Origin of the sequence: Streptomyces sp. SPB074, assembly GCF_000154905.1 — a bacterium.
Lineage (GTDB): Bacteria > Actinomycetota > Actinomycetes > Streptomycetales > Streptomycetaceae > Streptomyces.
Genome location: NZ_GG770539.1, coordinates 1,107,296 through 1,129,147, shown reverse-complemented (window position 1 = coordinate 1,129,147; position 21,852 = coordinate 1,107,296). Strand labels below are relative to the sequence as shown.

Below are 21,852 nucleotides of genomic sequence, written 5' to 3'. Positions count from 1 at the left end.
CCGTCACGCGGGCAGGGACTCCCAGAACCGGCGCAGCACCTCCGCGCCCCGGGCGGGGTCCTGGAGCATCCAGTAGTGCGTGAGGCCGTCCAGTTCGGCCGTCCGCGCCCCGGTGCGCGCGGCGACGTCCACGTCCATCGCGGGCTGTGCCGGCGGATCACCGGTCGGGATCAGGACGAGTCCCGGCGCGGGGGGAGGGGCGGTCGAAGTCCTTGCCCCAGTCGGCGTGCAGGTGGGGCCGGGCCGAGCGGTAGAGCGCCAGGATGGCCGCGCTCATCTCCTCGTCGTGGACGGTGTCCACCTCCGCCGCCAGTTCCGCGCTCATCCCCCGGGACCGCAGGACCTCACCGAAACGGGGGGCGCCGGGGGCCGGTTCGCGCAGCGAGCGCAGCAGTTCCTCGCCCTCGGGCTCCTGCTGGAAGAGCGTGGCCGCCTCGTGCCACCGGTAGGCGGGATGCCAGCCGTGCGCGACGTCGGAGACCCAGCTGCGGACCGGGACGTCGTACGCCGAGACGATCCCGCAAGGACCGTGTCCACATCACCCAGAACCCCCTGGAGATCATGCGAGTCACTTCGACGACAACTCTCCGTAAAGGCTGACGGGTACTCAGGCATACCTGACGGGCCATCAACCATTTGGATCGTCTCGCACGTGCGTTGCACAAGGCGCTGAAAGACAACAGTGATCAATGGAGGGTTGTGAAGGTGAGTACCCGCAGGTCAGCTGGCATGTTGAGGTGTCGTGCCCCTTGCCTCCAAGGGGCACGACACCCCGCCTGTCAGATGTCCCGGAACGTCTCGATCTGGGCGCCCACCGAGTTCAGGCGCTCCGCCAGGTCCTCGTAGCCGCGGTTGATGACGTAGACGTTGCGCAGGACCGAGGTGCCCTCGGCCGCCATCATCGCGAGGAGGACGACGACGGCGGGGCGCAGGGCGGGCGGGCACATCATCTCGGAGGCGCGCCAGCGGGTGGGGCCCTCGACCAGGACGCGGTGCGGGTCGAGGAGTTGCAGGCGGCCGCCGAGGCGGTTGAGGTCGGTCAGGTAGACCGCGCGGTTGTCGTAGACCCAGTCGTGGATGAGGGTCTTGCCCTGGGCCACCGCCGCGATCGCCGCGAAGAAGGGGACGTTGTCGATGTTCAGCCCCGGGAAGGGCATGGGGTGGATCTTGTCGATCGGCGCCTCCAGTTTGGAGGGGCGGACCGTCAGGTCGGTGAGCCGGGTGCGGCCGTTGTCGGCGACGTACTCCGTGGAGCGGTCGTGGTCCAGGCCCATCTCCTCCAGGACCGCCAGCTCGATCTCCAGGAACTCGATCGGCACGCGCCGCACGGTGAGTTCGGACTCGGTGACGACGGCGGCGGCGATGAGGCTCATCGCCTCGACCGGGTCCTCGGAGGGGGAGTAGTCCACGTCCACGTCGATCTCGGGCACGCCGTGCACCGTGAGCGTCGTGGTGCCGATGCCCTCGACGCGTACGCCCAGGGCCTCCAGGAAGAAGCACAGGTCCTGGACCATGTAGTTGGAGGAGGCGTTGCGGATCGTGGTGACGCCGTTGTTGCGCGCGGCGGCGAGCAGCGCGTTCTCGGTCACGGTGTCGCCGCGCTCGGTCAGCACGATGGGGCGGTCGGGGGCGACGGCCCGCTCGACGGCCGCGTGGTAGAGGCCCTCGGTCGCGGTGATGTCGAGACCGAAGCGGCGCAGCGCGATCATGTGCGGCTCGATGGTCCGCGTCCCGAGGTCGCAGCCGCCCGCGTACGGCAGCGTGAAGTGGTCCATGCGGTGCAGCAGCGGGCCCAGGAACATGATGATCGAACGGGTGCGGCGGGCCGCGTCCGCGTCGATCGCCGCCATGTTCAGCTCGGCCGGCGGAACCAGCTCCAGGTCCTTGCCGTCGTTGATCCAGCGGGCCTTGACGCCGATGGAGGAGAGCACTTCGAGGAGGCGGTAGACCTCCTCGATACGCGCCACGCGCCGCAGCGTCGTCCGGCCCTTGTTGAGCAGGCTCGCGCACAGCAGCGCGACGCACGCGTTCTTGCTCGTCTTGACGTCGATCGCGCCCGAGAGCTGGCGACCGCCGACGACCCGCAGGTGCATCGGCCCGGAGTACCCGAGCGAGACGATCTCGCTGTCCAGGGCCTCCCCGATGCGCGCGATCATCTCAAGGCTGATGTTCTGGTTCCCGCGCTCGATCCTGTTCACCGCACTCTGGCTCGTGGCCAGCGCCTCGGCGAGCTGCGCCTGTGACCAGCCACGATGTTGACGGGCGTCACGGATGAGCTTGCCGATGCGTACGAGGTAATCGTCTGCCATGGGTGCAGGCTATCTCAGATATGAGATCGTTGCCGCTCGGGGGGCGCGGGGCTCGTGGGGTGTCACGCTCCCTCGGGCGGAAGCCCGGTGAGGGTCTTTCAGTGAACCGCGCCCTCGTCCGCCGTGCCACTCGGGCGGCCCTCGCCCGGCGCGGCCGCCGGAGTCCGTGTACCCCGGGGCGCGCCTCGCCCCCGTCACCCCGCGCGTGACGCGCGCCACGCGGCCGTATCGTCACCGCGATGGCCGTACCGGGCGGCCCGGCGCGAAACCCGCGGGCCGTACCCGTACGGAAGCGGACAAGGCGTTCGCCCGTTCCGCCACGCTCGCGCGCCCCGGGCCGCCCCGCGCCGCCCGCTTCCCGGGCGGTGCGGGGCGGCCCGGGGCATGACCGGGGGAGCCGCGTGTACTAGAGTTATCTCGACATCGAGATATCTGCCGAGGCGCACCGCGACCGCCGCCCCGGGTAAGGGTTACCTAACTAAGTCCTACCTTAGCTGACGGGACCGGCGGCATGGCGGCAGCATTGTGGTGGTACGCGCACAGAAATGAAGGAGACTGTCGTGTCGGCGAACAGCTTCGACGCCCGCAGCACGCTGCGCGTGGGTGACGAGTCGTACGAGATCTTCAGGCTGGACAAGGTCGAGGGCTCTGCTCGCCTTCCCTACAGCCTCAAGGTGCTGCTGGAGAACCTGCTCCGCACGGAGGACGGCGCGAACATCACCGCCGACCACATCCGGGCGATCGGCGGCTGGGACTCGCAGGCCCAGCCGAGCCAGGAGATCCAGTTCACCCCCGCCCGCGTGATCATGCAGGACTTCACCGGCGTCCCCTGCGTCGTCGACCTCGCCACGATGCGCGAGGCGGTGAAGGAACTGGGCGGCGACGCCTCCAAGATCAACCCGCTCGCCCCCGCCGAGCTGGTCATCGACCACTCGGTCATCGCGGACAAGTTCGGCACCAACGAAGCGTTCAAGGAGAACGTGGAGCTGGAGTACGGCCGCAACCGCGAGCGCTACCAGTTCCTGCGCTGGGGCCAGACCGCCTTCGACGAGTTCAAGGTCGTCCCGCCGGGCACCGGCATCGTCCACCAGGTCAACATCGAGCACCTGGCCCGTACGGTCATGGTCCGGGGCGGCCAGGCGTACCCCGACACGCTCGTCGGCACCGACTCGCACACCACGATGGTCAACGGCCTCGGCGTGCTCGGCTGGGGCGTCGGCGGCATCGAGGCCGAGGCCGCGATGCTCGGCCAGCCGGTCTCGATGCTCATCCCGCGCGTCGTCGGCTTCAAGCTCACCGGTGAGCTCAAGCCCGGCACCACCGCGACCGACCTCGTGCTCACCATCACCGAGATGCTCCGCAAGCACGGTGTGGTCGGCAAGTTCGTCGAGTTCTACGGTGAGGGCGTCGCCGCCACCTCGCTCGCCAACCGCGCCACCATCGGCAACATGTCGCCCGAGTTCGGCTCCACCGCCGCGATCTTCCCGATCGACGACGAGACGCTGAACTACCTGCGCCTGACCGGCCGCAGCAAGCAGCAGGTCGACCTGGTCGAGGCGTACGCCAAGGAGCAGGGCCTGTGGCTCGACCCGGCCGCCGAGCCGGACTTCTCCGAGAGGCTGGAGCTCGACCTCTCCACGGTCGTCCCCTCCATCGCCGGCCCGAAGCGCCCGCAGGACCGCATCGTCCTCGCCGAGGCCGCCCAGCAGTTCGTCGCCGACGTCCGCAACTACGTCGCGGACACGAGCGTGGACGAGGCGGGCCAGGAGTCCTTCCCGGCCTCCGACTCCCCGGCCGTCTCCAACGGCGTGCCGAGCAACCCGGCGACCGTCACGGCCCCCGACGGCACGACGTACGAGCTGGACCACGGCGCCGTCACCGTCGCCGCGATCACCTCCTGCACCAACACCTCGAACCCGTACGTCATGGTCGCCGCCGCGCTCGTGGCGAAGAAGGCGGTCGAGAAGGGCCTGACCCGCAAGCCGTGGGTCAAGACCACCCTCGCCCCGGGCTCCAAGGTCGTCACCGACTACTTCGACAAGGCGGGCCTGACCCCCTACCTCGACAAGGTCGGCTTCAACCTCGTCGGCTACGGCTGCACGACCTGCATCGGCAACTCGGGCCCGCTGCCCGACGAGGTCTCCAAGGCCGTCAACGACAACGACCTCGCCGTCACCTCGGTGCTCTCCGGCAACCGCAACTTCGAGGGCCGGATCAACCCCGACGTCAAGATGAACTACCTGGCGTCCCCGCCCCTCGTCGTCGCCTACGCGCTCGCCGGCTCGATGAAGATCGACATCACGAAGGACGCGCTGGGCACCGACCAGAACGGCGCGCCCGTCTACCTCGCGGACGTGTGGCCCAGCGAGGCCGAGGTCAACGAGGTCGTCGCGAGCGCCATCGGCGAGGACATGTTCGAGAAGTCCTACGAGGACGTCTTCGCGGGCGACGCGCAGTGGCAGGCCCTCCCGGTCCCCACCGGCAACACCTTCGAGTGGGACCCGCAGTCCACCTACGTGCGCAAGCCCCCGTACTTCGACGGCATGGAGATGGAACCGGCCCCGGTCGAGGACATCTCCGGCGCCCGCGTGCTCGCCAAGCTCGGCGACTCGGTCACCACCGACCACATCTCCCCGGCCGGTGCCATCAAGGCCGACACCCCGGCCGGCAAGTACCTCACGGAGCACGGCGTCGAGCGCCGCGACTTCAACTCCTACGGCTCGCGCCGAGGCAACCACGAGGTCATGATCCGCGGCACCTTCGCCAACATCCGGCTGCGCAACCAGATCGCGCCGGGCACCGAGGGCGGCTTCACGCGCGACTTCACGCAGGACGGCGGCCCGGTCGGCTTCATCTACGACGCCTCGCGCCACTACATCGAGCAGGGCATCCCGCTCGTCGTCCTCGCGGGCAAGGAGTACGGTTCCGGCTCCTCGCGCGACTGGGCGGCCAAGGGCACCGCGCTCCTCGGCGTCAAGGCCGTCATCGCCGAGTCCTACGAGCGCATCCACCGCTCGAACCTCATCGGCATGGGCGTCCTGCCCCTCCAGTTCCCCGAGGGCCAGACCGCCGAGACCCTCGGCCTCACCGGCGAGGAGACCTTCTCCTTCTCCGGCGTGACCGAGCTGAACGACGGCACGACCCCCCGCACGGTCAAGGTCACCACCGACACCGGCGTGGACTTCGACGCGGTCGTCCGCATCGACACCCCCGGCGAGGCGGACTACTACCGCAACGGCGGCATCATGCAGTACGTGCTCCGCTCGCTCATCCGCAAGTGACGCGAGACCGCCCCTAGCGGCGGCGGCACACGACGAGGGCCCCCTCCCGGCGACGGGAGGGGGCCCTTTCGCTGTGGGGCTGCGCGACGAGGTCGATACCGCGGCAGCGTGGTCCGTCTTTCTCGTTGGAGAGGTGCCCCCAGGTGCCGATCCCCGGCGCCGGCACCGCCTCGCTCGAAACCCGCCATGGTCGAGTTCCGCGCACGTACTCGGCGGCCTCCGCTGGACTTCCGAATACGTTCCGAATATCATGGGTCCATGACTCTCGCAGCAGACCTCCCTGTGGCGACCCGGCGCTCCTCGGATCTGAGCAAGCATTCCGCCGAGGTCTTCGCCGAGGCCGAGGACCACCCGGTGACGGTGACCCGTCGCGACGGCGAGGCCCTGGTCCTGATGTCGCAGCGCGAGGCCCAGGGCCGTGCCCGCTTGCTGAGCTTCGCCGCGCAGCTCATCACTGTCACCCTCGACGACCGCGGCTCGCTCGCCGAGCGGATGTCCAGGGCCTTCCCCTGGATGCTCGCGCTGTCGACGGCCGACCGGGAAGCCTGCGCGCAGGACCTCGTCGATGCGGCGCGCGCGTCGTTCTCCACCGATCAGCCTCATCTCGCGATCGCGGAGCTGACCTCCTGGAGGGAGACGGCCACCGCCGTCGCGGCCGGGCTCGGCGGCGGCAGCGCCGGTCTGGAGTGGCTCGACGACGATGAGGCCGTGGAGCGCCCGTAGCCGTGGCAGCCGCCAGGAAGGGCGAGCTGGTTCCCCGCCCCCCGAAGAAGACCGAGTACGAGATCCGCTTCGCCACAGCCGACGCGCAGAGGGGATGGCGCGACCTCGTCGCGACGATCCGCAATTCCATGACGGAGACCTGGGACTTCCTCACGCGCACGCCACTTGCCACGACGCCGACGAACTACCGGCTCAAGGGTGAGCTCGGCGTCATCGAGCGCCGCGGCGCGACCCACGAGCGTTGGCAGCACAAACCGACGACGAGGGGCACCGCGCGCATCTGGTTCTACGTCCACGAGCGCACGGTCTTCTTGGAGCAGGTGCACACGAGCCACCCGAACGAGACGAAGTAGGCACGCTTCGCGCTGTCGCACATCGTCGGTGAGCGCGCATCCCGCGGGGACGGCCGCTGAGCGGCGCGGTCATCGTGGTCGCGAGGTGTTCCGCCCGCCACCGTGTTCCACGCCCACGGTCGTGGGTGCCGAGCGCCGGACCGGCCGTGGTGCGTCGCTGCTCTGTCGCCGTCCTTCTCGCGGGCGTCGCGCCAGTGGCGGAACGCGCCACCGGGGCCTGGGGCGTGCGGTGCGGGTCTCTTCGTGAGGCAGGCGCCGCGTTCCGAGGACGCTCACTCCAGGAGGGCCACTACCGGGGCGGGGAGCAGGTCCCGGAGATCGGTGACCCGGACGTGGGCGGCGTGGGTCGCGGTGAAGCGGGCGACGGACATGGCGCTCGGCGTGCCGAAGACGGTGGTGAAGGTCCGCAGCGCGCCCGGGCTGCGGTCCAGGGCCCAGGCGGCGCTCGACGTGCTGGTGGTCAGGAAGCGGCCGGGCTCGGGGCCGAGCACGAACAGCTCCGCCCGGCGGCCGGAGGTGTCGGCGGCGAGCATCACGAGGTCCTTGAAGGCCTGGCGCTTGCGCATGGCGTCGGAGCCGCGCCAGCGGGCGAGCTTGAACTCCGCGACACGCTGGTCCGTCTCCAGGTCGTACGGGCGGCCCGGGTCGTTGCCCGCGCCGAGGGAGGGACGGACGGTGAGGTGTTCCCCCTCCCGCAGGATGTGGGGCGGCACGAGAAGGATGCCGCAAGCGTGGATCAGGTCGTTGATCCGGCCCAGGCTCTCGCGGACCGTGAGCGCCGAGGCGAGCAGCTCCGGCACGACGTGCCCCTCCTCCGCGACGCGCCGGGCCCCCGCCCCGTCGGCGCCCTCCAGCCGGTGCTCCAGCGATGCCAGGGCCTCGGTGAGCGGCCGCCGGCTCAGGAAGCCGCCCAGGACCGCCACGGCGTCGCTCAGCCGTTCTGCTTCCGCGCGGTCCTGGTGGGCTGAGGAAGTGTCCATGGCGGTCGGTCCGGTGTTCCCTCTCGCGGTATGAGGCATCCCGCAAGGCGCCCCCGGACGCCCAGGGTTCCCCGTGGGCGGGGCTTCCGCAAGGGCACGGGGACGCACGGCCGAGCCGCTTCCTGGGGCGCGTCTGTTTTGCGATGTTTCCGTGCAACCACTCGCGGCGGAACGAGTCATTCCGAGCGTCTTTCCCAATTCCCGTTCATTCCCGCGCACTTCGTTGCGCGGGGGAACAATCACTGTCGCACTCGTTCCCAAAAACGCCTCTGTACTGCGAAGTTGCCGACATCTTCGGTTGTCCGGCGTTTCCCGGATGTCTCAACTAGGGAAAGTTCCAAGGCCGATGAGCTTTCGATCTTGCCCCCTGGACCGCGAGTGGACTATACCTGTCGGCGACCGCCCGGGCCGGAAATCCGGACCCGCGCGGAACCGGGGGAGAAGGGCACGGACACGCGGGCGGCCACGCCCGCACGCCGCCGTTTCCGCACCCGACCGGCGCGCAGCACCCCGCAGTTCCAGCACGACCCCAGTCACACTTCACCGCGCGGTGCCGGGGAGGGTCCGGTTCACCGCCTGAGTCCTGGACGAAAGCGAGGACTTGAGCATGGGATCTTCCCGAGCGAACGGCAACGGTCTCGGCAGGCGCGAACTCATCAAGCGTTCCGCCGCGATCGGCCTCGTCACCGTGCCCACGATGAGCTTCCTGGCCTCCTGTGCCAGCAGCGACAGCGGCTCCGACGACAAGCCCGAGAAAAAGGGCACCAAGAGCAAGAAGAACCCGCTCGGTGTCAACGAGAGCGCCCCGCTCGACTTCGTCCTCTTCGACGGCGGTTTCGGCAGCGAGTACGGCAAGGACGCCGCCGCGATCTACGAGAAGAACTTCCCCAAGGCGAAGGTGAAGTTCACTCCCACCCAGAAGATCCAGTCCACGCTCCAGCCGCGTTTCAACGGCGGCACCCCGCCGGACCTCATCGACAACTCCGGCGCCGAGCAGATGGACATGGGTGTCCTCGTCGGCAAGAAGCAGCTCGCCGACCTCACCCCGCTCCTCGACGCCCCCTCGTACGACGACCCCGCCAAGAAGGTGCGCGACACCCTGCGCCCCGGCATCGTGGAGATGGGCCAGTACGAGGGCGAGGCGTGCTACGTCTTCAACTACGCCTACACCGTCTACGGGGTGTGGTACTCGCAGACCAACCTCGACAAGCTGGGCGTGGAGTACCCCGAGACCTGGGACGACATGCTCAAGGTCTGCGCCACGGCGAAGAAGAAGGGCATAGCCGGCTGGACGTACGCGGGCAAGTACCCGTACTACCTCCCCTTCTCGCTCTTCCCCTTCATCGGAAAGATCGGCGGCCGCAAGGTGCTCGACGCGATCGACAACCTGGAGCCGAACGCCTGGAAGGACCCCGCCGTCAAGGCCGGCTTCGAGGCGTACTACGAGCTGTACAAGAAGGGGTACGTCCTCAAGGGCACCCCCGGGCTCGACCACATCCAGTCGCAGACCGAGTGGACCAAGGGCAACGCGCTCTTCATCCCCAACGGCTCCTGGGTCGAGAACGAGGCGGCGAAGACCACGCCGAAGGACTTCCAGATGAAGGTCGCGGCGCCCTCCAGCCTCGACAGCTCCGACGCGCTGCCCTTCGGCACCCTGTGGGCCTCCGGCGGTGAGCCCTTCATCGTCCCGAAGAACGCGAAGAACCCCGACGGCGGCATGGAGCAGCTGCGCGTCATGCTCTCCGAGGCCAGCTCGAAGAACTTCACGCAGAAGGTGAAGTCGCTCTCCGCCCTCAACGGCGGCACCGACGGCCTCCAGCTCTCCACCGCCCTCCAGTCCGGCATCGACGCCCTGGACAAGGCCGGCGAGAACGTCCTCAACCCGCGTCTCCAGGACTGGTACGTCGATCTCAACAAGCAGAAGATCGGCGTCGGCGCCCTCGGTGAGATGATGGCCGGCCGCATGACCCCGGCCGAGGCGATCAAGAAGTGCCAGGACTTCGCCGACGCCGCAGCCAAGGACGACTCGATCCCCCACTACAAGCACCGCTGATGGCGAGCGAGTACAGCGACCCCGGAGCCGGGGCGGACCTCGCGTCCGCCCCGGCCGCCGGCCGTATGCGGAAGACAGCCCCCGGCCGCCCGGCCAAGCGCTCGCGCAGCGCCGCCGACCGCGGCAAGTACCCCTTCGTCATCGGCTTCCTGATCGTCCCGCTCGCGCTCTACGCGGTCCTCGTGATCTGGCCGTTCATCCAGGCGATCTACTACTCCTTCACGGACTGGACCGGCCTGAGCCCCGACTTCAAGATGGCCGGGTTCGACAACTACAAGAAGATGTTCGACGACGACACCTTCTGGAAGTCGGCGCAGCACAGCGTCACCTACGTCGTCCTGCTGCCCGTCGTCGTCCTCGGCATCGCCCTCTTCCTGTCGTTCATGATCAACGTGGGCGGGCGGCGCCGGAAGGGCTCCGCGATCGCGGGCGTGCGCGGGTCCTCCTTCTACAAGATCGTCTACTTCTTCCCGCAGGTCCTCTCGATCGCGATCGTGGCCCTGCTCTTCCAGTTCGCGTACAACCCGAAGACCGGCGCGCTCAACTCCGTACTGCGCGGCGTCGGCCTCGGCAGCGTGCAGCCGGAGTGGCTCGGGGACCCGAACCTCGCCCTGTGGTGCATCATGGCCGTCCTCGTGTGGACGCAGGTCGGCTTCTTCGTGGTGCTCTTCTCGGCCGGTATGGCCTCGATCCCCTCAGAGCTGTACGAGGCCGCGCTGCTCGACGGCGCCGGACGCTTCACGACCTTCTTCCGCCTCACCCTGCCGCTGCTGTGGGACACCGTGCAGTCCGGCTGGGTCTACATGGGCATCCTCTCGCTCGGCGCGGAAGCCTTCGCCGTCGTCCAGATCATGTCGGTGGGTCCCGGCGGCCCGGCCGACTCCACCACTGTGCTGCCGCTGCTCGTCTACCAGAAGGCGTTCGGCCAGGGACAGGCGGGCTACGCCACGACCATCGGCGTCGCCCTGCTCGTCATCACGCTGATCTTCTCCGGCCTCGTGATGCGGCTGGGCAGGCGCGAGCGGCTGGAGTTCTGATGAAGACCACCGACACCCCATCCCCCGCGGAGCGCGGCGAGTCCGCCGACGCGGCCCCGGGGGCCTTCGTACCCGGGCAGAACGGGCCGGACGGGCCGGACGGCCCGAAGGACCCCGGCGGCCCCGAGGGCCCGGTGGGCGGGACCGGCGGTACGGGCACGGCGGGTGCCCCGAAGCCGAAGGGCGCCGCCAAGACGGGCGGCGTGCTCAACGTCTTCTCGCACGGCTTCCTCGTGCTCTGGGCGATCCTCGTCGTCATGCCGCTCCTGTGGGCGGTCATGACGTCCTTCAAGGACGACGGGTCGATCTTCAACCACCCGTGGGCCCTGCCGGACTCGCTGCACTTCGACAACTGGTCGCGGGCGTGGACCAACGCCCACATGAGCGACTACTTCCTCCACACCGTCGTCGTGGTGGGCTTCTCGCTCGTGGGCACGCTGCTCCTGGGCTCGATGTGCGCCTACGTCCTGGCGCGCTTCGACTTCCCCGGCAACCGCTTCATCTACTACCTGTTCGTGGGCGGGATGAGCTTCCCGGTCATCCTCGCGCTGGTGCCGCTCTTCTTCGTCATGAAGAACCTCGGGCTGCTCAACACCACGCACGGCCTGATCCTCGTCTACATCGCCTACTCGCTGCCCTTCACGGTCTTCTTCCTGACCGCCTTCTTCCGGACCCTGCCGGGCTCGGTCGCGGAGGCGGCGATGATCGACGGGGCCTCGCACACCCGCACCTTCTTCCAGATCATGCTGCCGATGGCCCGCCCAGGACTCATCAGCGTCGGGATCTTCAACTTCCTCGGGCAGTGGAACCAGTACCTGCTGCCCACGGTCCTCAACACCGACGAGGACAAGAAGGTGCTCACCCAGGGACTCGTGGCCCTCGCCACCAGCCAGGGCTACAAGGGCGACTACTCGGGCCTGTTCGCCGGGCTCGTGATGGCGATGCTCCCGGTGCTCGCCGCGTACATCCTCTTCCAGCGCCAGGTGCAGGAAGGGCTCACGGCCGGAGCCGTGAAGTAGCGGCGGTGCGGGGCGGGGAGGGGCACGGGAACGGGAGGTCCCGTTCCGCTTCCCCCGATTCACCCTTCGCGCACGCGAGCTGACATAGCATCGACCGCACCGGACCGCACCGCGTCCGCCGCGCGCCCCACAGGGCGGCGGCGGGCGCGGTCTTCCGCGTGTCCCCGCCGGTGCGGTGCGGGCGGTGACGGCCCGCTCACGCCCGTACAACGAACTCCGTCAAGGACTTGACTGCGGCAACCCCGACAGCGGAACTTGGAGTTCATAACTTGTACGTGGCCGCCGTCACTCCTGGTGACCGGTCGCGGGTGCCCCGGTGCGGGGCGCCCGGTCGAGGGCGGGAGTGGATGGGGCAATGGAGACTCCGGGGTCGCAGTCGTCGCTGCACCGGGCCAATCTGGAACGCGTCGTACGGGCGGTGCGGCTCGCCGGCTCACTGACGCAGGCGGAGATCGCGCGGACGACCGGGCTCTCCGCGGCCACCGTCTCCAACATCGTCCGCGAGCTGCGCGAGATCGGCACCGTCGAGGTCACGCCCACCTCGGCGGGCGGGCGCAGGGCGCGCAGCGTCTCGCTCAGCGGCAACGCGGGCATCGTCATCGGCGTCGACTTCGGCCACACCCACCTGCGGGTCGCGATCGGCAACCTCGCCCACCAGGTGCTCGCCGAGGAGTCCGAGCCGCTGGACGTGGACGCCTCGGCCGCGCAGGGCCTGGACCGGGCCGAGGAGGTCGTCGCCCGGCTCATCTCGGCGACGGGCGTGGACGAGGCGAAGATCGCGGGCGTCGGGCTCGGCGTGCCCGGGCCCATCGACGTGGAGTCCGGGACGCTCGGCTCCACCTCGATCCTGCCGGGCTGGTCCGGCACCCGCCCCGCCCAGGAGCTGAGCGGCCGGCTCGGGGTGCCCGTGCACGTCGACAACGACGCGAACCTGGGCGCCCTCGGCGAGCTGGTGTGGGGCGCGGGACGAGGGGTGCGCGACCTCGCGTACATCAAGGTCGCGAGCGGGGTCGGGGCCGGGCTCGTGATCGACGGGCGCATCTACCGGGGCCCGGGGGGCACGGCGGGCGAGATCGGTCACATCACACTGGACGAGTCCGGCCCGGTGTGCCGCTGCGGGAACCGGGGCTGCCTGGAGACCTTCACCGCCGCCCGCTACGTCCTGCCGCTGCTGCACTCCAGCCACGGCACCGACCTCACCCTGGAGCGCATGGTGCGCCTGGCCCGCGAGGGGGACCCGGGGTGCAGGCGCGTCGTGGGCGACGTGGGCCGGCACATCGGCAGCGGGGTCGCGAACCTCTGCAACCTGCTCAATCCCAGCCGCGTCGTGCTCGGCGGGGACCTCGCGGAGGCCGGTGAGCTCATCCTGGGGCCCATCAGGGAGTCCGTGGGGCGCTACGCGATCCCGAGTGCCGCCCGGCAGCTCTCGGTGCTCCCGGGGGCCCTCGGGGGGCGTGCGGAGGTGCTGGGAGCGCTTGCCCTCGCGCTGAGTGAAATGGGGGATTCGACCCTCTTGGAAGTGCCGGTTCCGGCCGCCCGTCCTGCCTTCACTTAGCAAACGCATGACACCGTTGCCATCTCGTTAAGTATTAACTCCTTGACGCCGCCCTCGCGGCCGAGTTGACTTCCAGCCACCTCGGCCGCAGCGACGCGGCCTCGTCAGGGAGGTTTCAATGAACACGCGTATGCGTCGTGCTGCCTTTGCCTTTGCCGCCACCGGTCTGGCCGTCTCGCTGGCCGCTTGCGGGTCCGCCAAGGAGAGCGACGACGGCAAGAAGGACGACGCCAAGTCGTCCTCGTCGGGCAAGTCCAAGGGCGACGCGCTGAAGATAGGTCTGCTCCTCCCGGAGAACCAGACCGCGCGGTACGAGAAGTTCGACAAGCCGCTGATCACCGCCAAGGTCAAGGAACTGACCAACGGCAAGGGCACGGTCGTCTACAACAACGCCAAGCAGGACGCGAGCCTCCAGGCGCAGCAGGTCGACACGATGATCACCAACAAGGTGGACGTCCTGATCGTCGACGCGGTGGACGCCAAGGCCATCCGCTCCTCGGTGCAGAAGGCCGTGGACGAAGGCATCAAGGTCGTCGCGTACGACCGCCTGGCCGAGGGCCCCATCTCCGCCTACACCTCCTTCGACAACCAGTCGGTCGGCAAGGCGCAGGGCGAGGCCCTGCTCAAGGCCCTGGGCGACAAGGCGAAGAAGGGCAAGATCGTCATGATGAACGGGTCGGCCACCGACCCGAACGCGGCGGACTACAAGAAGGGCGCGCACTCCGTCCTCGACGGCAAGGTCAGCGTCGGCAAGGAGTACGACACCAAGGAGTGGAAGCCGGAGAACGCCAACTCCAACATGGAGGGCGCCATCTCGGCTCTCGGCAAGAAGAACATCGTCGGCGTCTACTCCGCCAACGACGGCATGGCCGGCGGTATCATCACCGCCCTCAAGGCCGCCGGCATCTCGCCGCTCCCCCCGGTCACCGGTCAGGACGCGGAGCTCGCCGCCGTGCAGCGCATCCTCAAGGGTGAGCAGTACATGAGCGTCTACAAGTCCTACCCGCAGGAGGCCAGCACGGTCGCCGAGCTGGCCGTCGCGATCGGCAAGGGCGAGGACCTCGCCTCCCTGGCGCCCGACAAGGTCGACAGTGGCACCGACAAGGCGATCCCCAGCAAGATCATCCCCGTTGTCTCGCTGACCACGGACAACATCCAGGACACCGTCCTGAAGGACAAGATCTACAAGCTCTCCGAGATCTGCACCGCCAACTACAAGGCCGCCTGCGACAAGGCCGGCCTGAAGTAAGCGCGGTCGAGACGGCGCTCACGCGGTCCCCGGGCCCTGTGAGCGCCTCGTCTCGCTCCCACCCAGACCTGTCCGGCGCCCCGCCCCCTCAACAGTCCCGCTAACGGGACGGGGCGCCGGACGGACCACCGGGCGGGACTCCCCCCCAATCTGCTCAACCCACCGCGTCCGGTCACCCCCACCGGTCGCGGCATCCCCGCCGGTCAGGCGGCGAAGGAGATGGTTCACGTGTCCGCTGCGCCCGTGTTGGCGTTGCGCGGGGTCTCCAAGCGGTTCGGTGCCGTTCAGGCGCTCACCGACGTAGAGCTTGAGGTCCACGCTGGTGAGGTGCTCGCCCTGGTGGGCGACAACGGCGCCGGTAAGTCCACTCTGGTCAAGACGATCGCGGGTGCCCACTCCATCGATGACGGTGTCATCGAGTGGGAGGGCCGCCCGGTCTCGATCAACCGCCCCCACGACGCCCAGGAGCTGGGCATCGCCACCGTGTACCAGGACCTGTCGCTCTGCGACAACCTGGACGTGGTCGGCAACCTCTTCCTCGGTCGCGAGGTGCGCCGCTGGGGCGTGCTCGACGAGGTCGAGATGGAGCGCCGCGCCCGCGAGCTGCTCACCACGCTCTCCATCCGCATCCCGAGCGTCCGCATCCCGGTCGCCTCGCTCTCGGGTGGCCAGCGACAGACCGTCGCCATCGCCCGCTCGATGCTCGGCGAGCCCAAGCTCGTCATCCTCGACGAGCCGACCGCCGCGCTCGGCGTCGAGCAGACCGCCCAGGTCCTCGACCTCGTGGAGCGCCTGCGCGAGCAGGGCCTCGCGGTCGTCCTCATCAGCCACAACATGGCCGACGTCAAGTCCGTCGCGGACAACGTCGCCGTTCTGCGGCTCGGTCGCAACAACGGTGTCTTCCCCGTGAAGACGACCTCCCAGGAAGAGATCATCTCCGCCATCACCGGTGCCACGGAGAACGCCGTGACCCGCCGCGCGGCCCGCAGTGTGGGAGTGCAGAAGTGAGCGCCCAGAACGTGAAGAAGGACAAGCCGGGGGCGGTGCAGGACAGCACCAGCAACCCGGAGAGCGCCGCGGGCTCCGTCGCCGCGGTCGACCCCCGTCTGCTCGTGCGCGAGCAGGGTTTCGCGGGCTACCTCAGCGAGTTCAAGCGCCGCATACGCGGCGGCGAGCTCGGCACGATGCCCGTCATCGCCGGTCTCGTCGTCATCTGGATCATCTTCCAGAGCCTGAACTCGGGCTTCCTCACCGCCGGCAACCTCACGGCCATGAGCATCACCATGGTCGGCACGGGGCTCATCGCGGTGGGTATCGTCTTCGTCCTGCTGCTCGGTGAGATCGACCTCTCGGTCGGCTCGGTCAGCGGTGTAGCGGGCGCCTTCTCGGCGGTCCTCTCGGTCAACCACGGGGTGAACGACTGGCTGGCGATCCTCATCGCCATCGTCACCTGCCTCGTCATCGGCGCCATCCACGGCTTCTTCTTCGCCCGCCTCGGTGCCCCCGCCTTCGCCGTGACCCTCGCCGGGCTGCTGTTCTGGCAGGGCTTCATGCTCCAGATCCTCGGCGACAACGGGACGATCAACCTCAACCCCGACGGCGGGATCGTCAAGCTCACCACGTACTACTTCAGCGACGTCGCCGTGGGCTACGGCCTCGCGCTCGTCACCGTGGTGCTCTTCTTCCTCAGCTCCTTCTCCGACGCCCGTCGCCGCAAGGCGGCCGACGTGCCCTCGCGTCCGCTGAGCGAGATCATCCTGCGGACCGTGCTGCTCGCCGTCCTGGCCTTCGCCGTGGCGATCACGCTCAACCAGTACAAGGGCACCCCGCTCGCGCTTGTCGTCTTCCTCGCCCTCGTCGTCCTCACGGACTTCGTGCTGCGCCGCACCCCCTACGGCCGCAAGGTCTTCGCCCTCGGCGGCAGCGTCGAGGCCTCGCGGCGCGCGGGCATCAACGTCACCCTGATCCGGACCTCGGTCTTCGGTGTCGCGGGTGCCTTCGCGGGTGCGGGCGGCCTCTTCCTGGCCTCCAAGATCGCCACCGCCAACCAGGGTGCCGGTACCGGTGACCTGCTGATGAACTCCATCGCGGCGGCCGTCATCGGTGGCGTCAGCCTCTTCGGCGGTCGCGGTCGCACCTGGCACGCCCTGCTCGGTGTCCTCGTGATCAGCTCGATCCAGAACGGTCTCGCCCTGGAGGGCGTCGCCTCGCCGGTCCAGTACATGATCACCGGCGCGGTCCTGCTCGCCACGGTCGTCATCGACTCCGTGACCCGCAAGACCCAGAAGTCCGCCGGCCGCGCCTGACGGCCGCCGGCACCAGGGTGCCCCGCTCCTCCCGTACACGTACGGGAGGAGCGGGGCACCCGCATGTGCTCCCGCTGCCGCCGTCCAGCTCGCGTACGGCCACGGGGCAAACGGCCCCCCCCGGCTGGCCCCGCGACCTCCCGGGGTGGATCATGGACCGGCCCGCCGCCGCCCGGGACGTGACATACGTCGCCCGGTACCGGTAACGGGCTCCGGAGGCGGAACATTAGACTCGCAAGACCGCCAGACCCGGCAAGGCTCGACAGCTCTACTGCAAGGAGGCACGGGTGCCGCTGCTGACCCGCATCACGGGACCGCGCGATCTGGACCGGCTCAGCCCTGAGCAGCTAGACCAGCTGGCCGGGGAGATCAGGACCTTCCTCGTCGAGGCCGTCTCCAAGACCGGTGGCCACCTCGGCCCCAACCTCGGGGTCGTCGAACTCACGATCGCCCTGCACCGCGTCTTCGAATCGCCGCGCGACCGCGTCCTCTTCGACACCGGCCACCAGGCGTACGTGCACAAGCTCCTCACCGGCCGCCAGGACTTCTCGCAGCTGCGCTCCAAGGGCGGCCTCTCCGGCTACCCCTCGCGCGCCGAGTCCGAGCACGACGTCATCGAGAACAGCCACGCCTCCACGGTGCTCGGCTGGGCCGACGGCCTCGCCAAGGCCAACCAGGTGCTCGGCAAGGACGACCACGTCGTCGCCGTCATCGGTGACGGCGCGCTCACCGGGGGCATGGCCTGGGAGGCGCTCAACAACATCGCCGCCGCCAAGGACCGCCCGCTCGTCATCGTCGTCAACGACAACGAGCGCTCCTACGCCCCCACGATCGGCGGTCTCGCCGCCCACCTCGCCACGCTGCGCACCACGGACGGCTACGAGCGCTTCCTCACCCGCGGCAAGGAGATGCTGGAGCGCACCCCCGTCGTGGGCCGCCCGCTCTACGAGACGCTGCACGGCGCGAAGAAGGGCCTCAAGGACTTCATCGCCCCGCAGGGCATGTTCGAGGACCTCGGCCTCAAGTACGTCGGCCCCATCGACGGCCACGACAGGGAGGCCCTGGAGTCCGCCCTGACGCGCGCCAAGCGCTTCGGCGGCCCCGTGATCGTCCACTGCATCACGCAGAAGGGCCGCGGCTACGAGCACGCCGAGCACGACGAGGCGGACCGCTTCCACGGCATCGGCCCGATCCACCCCGACACCGGCCTGCCGGTCAAGACCGCCGCGGCGAGCTGGACGTCCGTCTTCGGCGACGAGATGGTCCGCATCGGCCGCGAGCGCGAGGACCTCGTCGCCATCACCGCCGCGATGCTCCAGCCCGTCGGCCTCAAGAAGTTCGCCGAGGCGTTCCCCGAGCGCGTCTACGACGTCGGCATCGCCGAGCAGCACGCGGCGGTCTCCGCCGCCGGGCTCGCCACCGGCGGCCTGCACCCCGTCTTCGCGGTGTACGCGACCTTCCTCAACCGCGCCTTCGACCAGGTCCTCATGGACGTCGCCCTGCACAAGGCGGGCGTGACCTTCGTCCTGGACCGCGCGGGCGTCACCGGCGACGACGGTGCCTCGCACAACGGCATGTGGGACATGTCGCTGCTCCAGATCGTCCCCGGCCTGCGCATCTCCGCGCCGCGCGACGCCGAGCAGCTGCGCGCCCAGCTCCGCGAGGCCGTCGCCGTGGACGACGCGCCGACGGTGGTCCGCTACTCCAAGGGCGTCGTCGGGCCCGCCGTACCCGCCGTGGGCCGCGTCGGCGGCATGGACGTGCTGCGCGAGGCGGGCACCGAGCACCCCGACGTGCTTCTCGTCTCCGTCGGCGCGCTCGCCCCGATGTGCCTGGAGACCGCGAAGCTCCTCGACAAGCAGGGCATCTCCACGACCGTCGTGGACCCGCGCTGGGTCAAGCCGGTCGACGAGGCGCTCGCCCCGCTCGCCGAGAAGCACCGCGTCGTCGTCACCGTCGAGGACAACAGCCGCGTCGGCGGCGTCGGCTCCGCCGTCGCGCAGGCGCTGCGGGACGCGGGCGTGGACCTCCCGCTGCGCGACTTCGGCATCCCGCCGCGCTTCCTCGACCACGCCTCGCGCAAGGAGGTGCTCGCCGAGATCGGCCTCACGGCCCCCGACATCGCCCGGCAGGTCACCGGCCTCGTCGCGGGCCTCCAGGGCGGCTACGAGGGCGCCGCGGAGCAGGTGGAGCGGGCGCGCGACTGACCCGCCCGGAGCGTGTGCCCCCCGGCCTCCGCGCCGGGCCGCGCGCTCCCTCCTTCGGGTAAGGACCGCCGCTGAAACCCCACGTCGGGGTGGAAACGGCGGTCCGTTCGCGTGAAAGGGGCCGTGGGCGGGCACACGTGGCCCATCGCCTTCGCGATCATGCGTGCACCCGAGGGTGGGAGGTCGCCCCGTTGAACAGCCGTAGCCTCTTCCGTACGAAGAACATCGAGCAGTCGATCAGAGACACCGAGGACCCCGAGCACTCGCTGAAGAAATCCCTCTCGGCCCTCGACCTGACCGTCTTCGGTGTCGGGGTCGTCATCGGTACCGGGATCTTCGTGCTGACGGGGAAGGTCGCCAAGCAGAACGCGGGCCCCTCGGTCGCGCTCGCCTTCGCCGTCGCCGCGGTCGTGTGCGCGCTCGCCGCGCTCTGCTACGCCGAGTTCTCCTCGACCGTCCCGGTCGCGGGTTCCGCGTACACCTTCTCCTACGCCTCGCTCGGCGAGTTCCCCGCCTGGATCATCGGCTGGGACCTCATCCTCGAACTCGCGCTCGGAGCGGCGGTGGTGGCGGTCGGTTGGTCCGGCTACATCCGCTCCCTCCTGGACACGGCCGGGTTCCACCTGCCGCAGTGGCTCAACGGGACGCACGACGGGCACTTCGGCTTCGACCTGCTCGCGGCCCTGCTCGTCCTCGTGCTCACCGGCATCCTCGTCGCGGGCACCAAGCTGTCCTCGCGTGTCACGAACGTCATCGTCGCCGTCAAGGTGACCGTCGTCCTGATCGTCGTCATCGTCGGCGCCTTCTTCGTCACCGGCGCCAACTACAAGCCGTTCGTGCCCCCGTCCAAGCCCACCGAGGGCGGCGGCGGCCTGACCGCCCCGCTCATCCAGCTCCTCTCGGGCTTCACCCCGTCGAACTTCGGCATCATGGGGATCTTCACGGCCGCCGCCGTCGTCTTCTTCGCCTTCATCGGCTTCGACGTCGTCGCGACCGCCGCCGAGGAGACCCGCAAGCCGCAGCGCGACGTCCCGCGCGGCATCCTCGGCTCCCTCGCCATCTGCACGGTCCTCTACATCGCCGTCTCCATCGTCGTCACCGGGATGCAGAAGTACACCGACCTCACCGTGGACGCCCCGCTCGCCGACGCCTTCAAGGCCGTCGGACACCCCTTCTGGGCCGGGCTCATCAGCTTCGGCGCGGCGGTCGGGCTCACCTCCGTCTGCATGATCCTGCTCCTCGGCCAGACCCGCGTCTTCTTCGCCATGAGCCGTGACGGACTGCTCCCCAAGGGCTTCTCCAAGGTCCACCCGCGCTTCGGCTCGCCCTACCGCTCCACCGCGCTGCTCGGCGGCGTCGTCGCGCTCGTCGCCGGCTTCACCTCGATCGACGAACTCGCCGAACTCGTCAACATCGGCACCCTGTTCGCCTTCGTCGTCGTCGCGCTCGGTGTCATCATCCTGCGCCGCACCCGCCCCGACCTGCACCGTTCCTTCCGCACCCCGCTCGTGCCCTGGCTGCCGATCGCCTCGGTGCTCGCCTCGCTGTGGCTCATGCTCAACCTCCCGGCCGAGACCTGGCTCCGCTTCCTCATCTGGATGGTCATCGGCACGATCCTGTACGCGGCCTACGGGCACCGCCACAGCCGCCTCGACACCCGCGGCAAACAGGCGGCAAAGGGGTAAAACCGCGCGAAGGGGGCGGATAGGTTGAGCGTCATGCTCGCCCCGCCCCCTCCGCCGCCCCCACCCCCGTCCCCGGCGGCCGCGCCCACCGCGGCCCTTCCGCCGCCCGCCGTGCGCGACCGCTACTGGTGGCGGCTGCTCCCCGCGCTCGCGGCCCTCGCCGTCCTCGCCCGGGTTCCCTCCTTCACCCGCCCCCTGTGGAACCCGGACGAGGGCTACGTCGCCGTCCAGGCCCGGATGCTCGCCGCCGGCGGGAGCCTCTACGACACCGTCGTGGACCGCAAGCCGCCCCTCGTGCCCTGGCTCTACCAGGCGTCCTTCGCCCTCACCGGGGACGCGACGCTCCTCGGCCCCCGGCTCCTCGCCGTCCTCGCCTGGCTCCTCACGGCCGCCTTCACCGCCTCGCTCGCCCGCCGCCACGCGGGACCCCGCGCCGGGATCGCCGCCGGAATCCTGTGCCTCCTCCTCTCCGCCGGGCTCAGCCCGGCCGACGCCCAGGCCGCGAGCTTCGAGGTCTTCATGCTCCCGGCCACGGCGGCGGCCGTGTGGTGCGCCGACAGCGCCCACTGGTGTGGCGCCGGACTCGCCCTGGCCGCCGCCTTCCTCGCCAAGCAGACCGGGCTCGCCGTCCTGCTCCCGCTCCTGTGGTGCGTCCCGCACCGGGCCCCGGCGGGGGACAGGGCCCGCGCCCTCGGCCTGCTCCTCGGCGCCGCCGCCCTGCCCGTCCTGCTCGCCGCGCTCGCCACGGCCCCGCGCGGCTTCCTCTTCTGGACCCTGACCGGCTCGGGCGACTACCTCGCCTTCTCCGGCTCCCTCACGACCCTCGCGGGCCGCGTCCTCGTCAACACGGCGCTCCTCGCCGCCGCGGCGGCCGGAGCGCTCCCCGCCGCCCTCGCCGCGCTACGGGCCCGGCGCACCGGCCTCGGCCCGGGAACGGGCTGGCTGTGGCTCTGGCTCACCGGCGCGGTCCTCGCGACCGCCCTGGGCCTGCGCTTCTTCGGCCACTACTTCCTCCACCTCGTCCCGCCGCTCGCGCTCCTCGGCGGGGCCGCCCTCGCGCGGGTGCCGAGGAGCGCGGCCCGCATCGCCCTCGCG

17 protein-coding genes are annotated in these 21,852 nt (G+C 69.9%); 13 read left to right on the top strand and 4 right to left on the bottom strand.

The window, feature by feature from the left end; all coding sequences use genetic code 11:
- Positions 1-3: 3 nt before the first annotated feature.
- The 3 genes from SSBG_RS35365 to SSBG_RS04630 all read right to left on the bottom strand — a co-directional run bounded on the left by SSBG_RS35365 (position 4) and on the right by SSBG_RS04630 (position 2,309).
- Positions 4-138 carry a hypothetical protein gene (locus SSBG_RS35365; RefSeq protein ID WP_008745059.1) on the bottom strand — a complete coding sequence of 45 codons (135 nt, stop codon included), beginning with the start codon at positions 136-138 and terminating at the stop codon, positions 4-6.
- 19 nt (positions 139-157) lie between these two features.
- Complete coding sequence (locus SSBG_RS34235) at positions 158-325, bottom strand: hypothetical protein (protein WP_008745058.1); 168 nt, start codon at positions 323-325, stop codon at positions 158-160.
- Between the two features lie 454 nt (positions 326-779).
- Entirely contained in the window at positions 780-2,309 is a 1,530-nt protein-coding gene (locus SSBG_RS04630) for a UDP-N-acetylglucosamine 1-carboxyvinyltransferase (RefSeq protein WP_008745057.1), read from the bottom strand.
- Positions 2,310-2,869: 560 nt separating this feature from the next.
- Here SSBG_RS04630 and acnA point away from each other — a divergent pair.
- The 3 genes from acnA to SSBG_RS04615 all read left to right on the top strand — a co-directional run bounded on the left by acnA (position 2,870) and on the right by SSBG_RS04615 (position 6,666).
- On the top strand, positions 2,870-5,590 hold the full coding sequence (gene acnA / locus SSBG_RS04625; protein ID WP_037868948.1) for an aconitate hydratase AcnA: 2,721 nt from the start codon (positions 2,870-2,872) through the stop codon (positions 5,588-5,590).
- A gap of 258 nt (positions 5,591-5,848) precedes the next feature.
- Positions 5,849-6,313: a prevent-host-death protein gene (locus SSBG_RS04620; RefSeq protein ID WP_008745055.1), complete on the top strand. Its 465-nt coding sequence runs from the start codon at positions 5,849-5,851 to the stop codon at positions 6,311-6,313.
- A gap of 2 nt (positions 6,314-6,315) precedes the next feature.
- Entirely contained in the window at positions 6,316-6,666 is a 351-nt protein-coding gene (locus SSBG_RS04615; RefSeq protein WP_008745054.1) for a hypothetical protein, read from the top strand.
- A 272-nt stretch (positions 6,667-6,938) separates the two neighbouring features.
- Here the strand turns inward: SSBG_RS04615 and SSBG_RS04610 are convergent, their stop codons facing one another.
- Positions 6,939-7,646, bottom strand: coding sequence for a hypothetical protein (locus tag SSBG_RS04610; RefSeq protein ID WP_008745053.1), 708 nt, complete (start codon positions 7,644-7,646; stop codon positions 6,939-6,941).
- Positions 7,647-8,253: 607 nt separating this feature from the next.
- Here SSBG_RS04610 and ngcE point away from each other — a divergent pair.
- The 10 genes from ngcE to SSBG_RS04560 all read left to right on the top strand — a co-directional run.
- A complete protein-coding gene (gene ngcE, locus SSBG_RS04605; RefSeq protein WP_037868945.1) occupies positions 8,254-9,699 on the top strand; it encodes an N-acetylglucosamine/diacetylchitobiose ABC transporter substrate-binding protein in 1,446 nt (481 codons plus the stop codon).
- Positions 9,700-9,764: 65 nt separating this feature from the next.
- Positions 9,765-10,736, top strand: coding sequence for a carbohydrate ABC transporter permease (locus SSBG_RS04600; RefSeq protein WP_008745051.1), 972 nt, complete (start codon positions 9,765-9,767; stop codon positions 10,734-10,736).
- Positions 10,736-11,755, top strand: a complete 1,020-nt coding sequence (locus tag SSBG_RS04595; RefSeq protein WP_008745050.1) for a carbohydrate ABC transporter permease — start codon at positions 10,736-10,738, stop codon at positions 11,753-11,755. The genes SSBG_RS04600 and SSBG_RS04595 overlap by 1 nt, the downstream gene beginning before the upstream one ends.
- A gap of 355 nt (positions 11,756-12,110) precedes the next feature.
- Positions 12,111-13,310 (top strand): ROK family transcriptional regulator, encoded by a 1,200-nt coding sequence (locus SSBG_RS04590; protein ID WP_037868942.1) that lies wholly within the window; start codon positions 12,111-12,113, stop codon positions 13,308-13,310.
- 118 nt (positions 13,311-13,428) lie between these two features.
- Positions 13,429-14,559, top strand: a complete 1,131-nt coding sequence (locus tag SSBG_RS04585) for a substrate-binding domain-containing protein (protein ID WP_008745048.1) — start codon at positions 13,429-13,431, stop codon at positions 14,557-14,559.
- A 219-nt stretch (positions 14,560-14,778) separates the two neighbouring features.
- Positions 14,779-15,567, top strand: coding sequence for an ATP-binding cassette domain-containing protein (locus SSBG_RS04580; RefSeq protein ID WP_008745047.1), 789 nt, complete (start codon positions 14,779-14,781; stop codon positions 15,565-15,567).
- A 35-nt stretch (positions 15,568-15,602) separates the two neighbouring features.
- The gene (locus SSBG_RS04575) at positions 15,603-16,865 is read left to right on the top strand and encodes an ABC transporter permease subunit (protein WP_037871086.1); all 1,263 of its coding nucleotides are present in this window, start codon (positions 15,603-15,605) and stop codon (positions 16,863-16,865) included.
- 287 nt (positions 16,866-17,152) lie between these two features.
- Complete coding sequence (dxs, locus tag SSBG_RS04570) at positions 17,153-19,072, top strand: 1-deoxy-D-xylulose-5-phosphate synthase (RefSeq protein ID WP_008745045.1); 1,920 nt, start codon at positions 17,153-17,155, stop codon at positions 19,070-19,072.
- A 191-nt stretch (positions 19,073-19,263) separates the two neighbouring features.
- Complete coding sequence (locus SSBG_RS04565; RefSeq protein ID WP_008745044.1) at positions 19,264-20,757, top strand: amino acid permease; 1,494 nt, start codon at positions 19,264-19,266, stop codon at positions 20,755-20,757.
- Positions 20,758-20,790: 33 nt separating this feature from the next.
- On the top strand, positions 20,791-21,852 hold a 1,062-nt coding region (locus SSBG_RS04560), incomplete at its 3' end, for an ArnT family glycosyltransferase (RefSeq protein ID WP_037868939.1).

Excerpts from the sequence above, each read along its gene's own strand:
- SSBG_RS04590 (WP_037868942.1), top strand. The coding sequence starts at position 12,111 with ATGGAGACTCCGGGGTCGCAGTCGTCGCTGCACCGGGCCAATCTGGAA.
- SSBG_RS35365 (WP_008745059.1), bottom strand. The coding sequence starts at position 138 with ATGGACGTGGACGTCGCCGCGCGCACCGGGGCGCGGACGGCCGAACTG.
- SSBG_RS34235 (WP_008745058.1), bottom strand. The coding sequence starts at position 325 with ATGAGCGCGGAACTGGCGGCGGAGGTGGACACCGTCCACGACGAGGAG.
- ngcE (WP_037868945.1), top strand. The coding sequence starts at position 8,254 with ATGGGATCTTCCCGAGCGAACGGCAACGGTCTCGGCAGGCGCGAACTC.
- SSBG_RS04580 (WP_008745047.1), top strand. The coding sequence starts at position 14,779 with ATGGTTCACGTGTCCGCTGCGCCCGTGTTGGCGTTGCGCGGGGTCTCC.
- SSBG_RS04630 (WP_008745057.1), bottom strand. The coding sequence starts at position 2,309 with ATGGCAGACGATTACCTCGTACGCATCGGCAAGCTCATCCGTGACGCC.
- SSBG_RS04620 (WP_008745055.1), top strand. The coding sequence starts at position 5,849 with ATGACTCTCGCAGCAGACCTCCCTGTGGCGACCCGGCGCTCCTCGGAT.
- SSBG_RS04595 (WP_008745050.1), top strand. The coding sequence starts at position 10,736 with ATGAAGACCACCGACACCCCATCCCCCGCGGAGCGCGGCGAGTCCGCC.
- SSBG_RS04585 (WP_008745048.1), top strand. The coding sequence starts at position 13,429 with ATGAACACGCGTATGCGTCGTGCTGCCTTTGCCTTTGCCGCCACCGGT.
- SSBG_RS04600 (WP_008745051.1), top strand. The coding sequence starts at position 9,765 with ATGCGGAAGACAGCCCCCGGCCGCCCGGCCAAGCGCTCGCGCAGCGCC.
- SSBG_RS04610 (WP_008745053.1), bottom strand. The coding sequence starts at position 7,646 with ATGGACACTTCCTCAGCCCACCAGGACCGCGCGGAAGCAGAACGGCTG.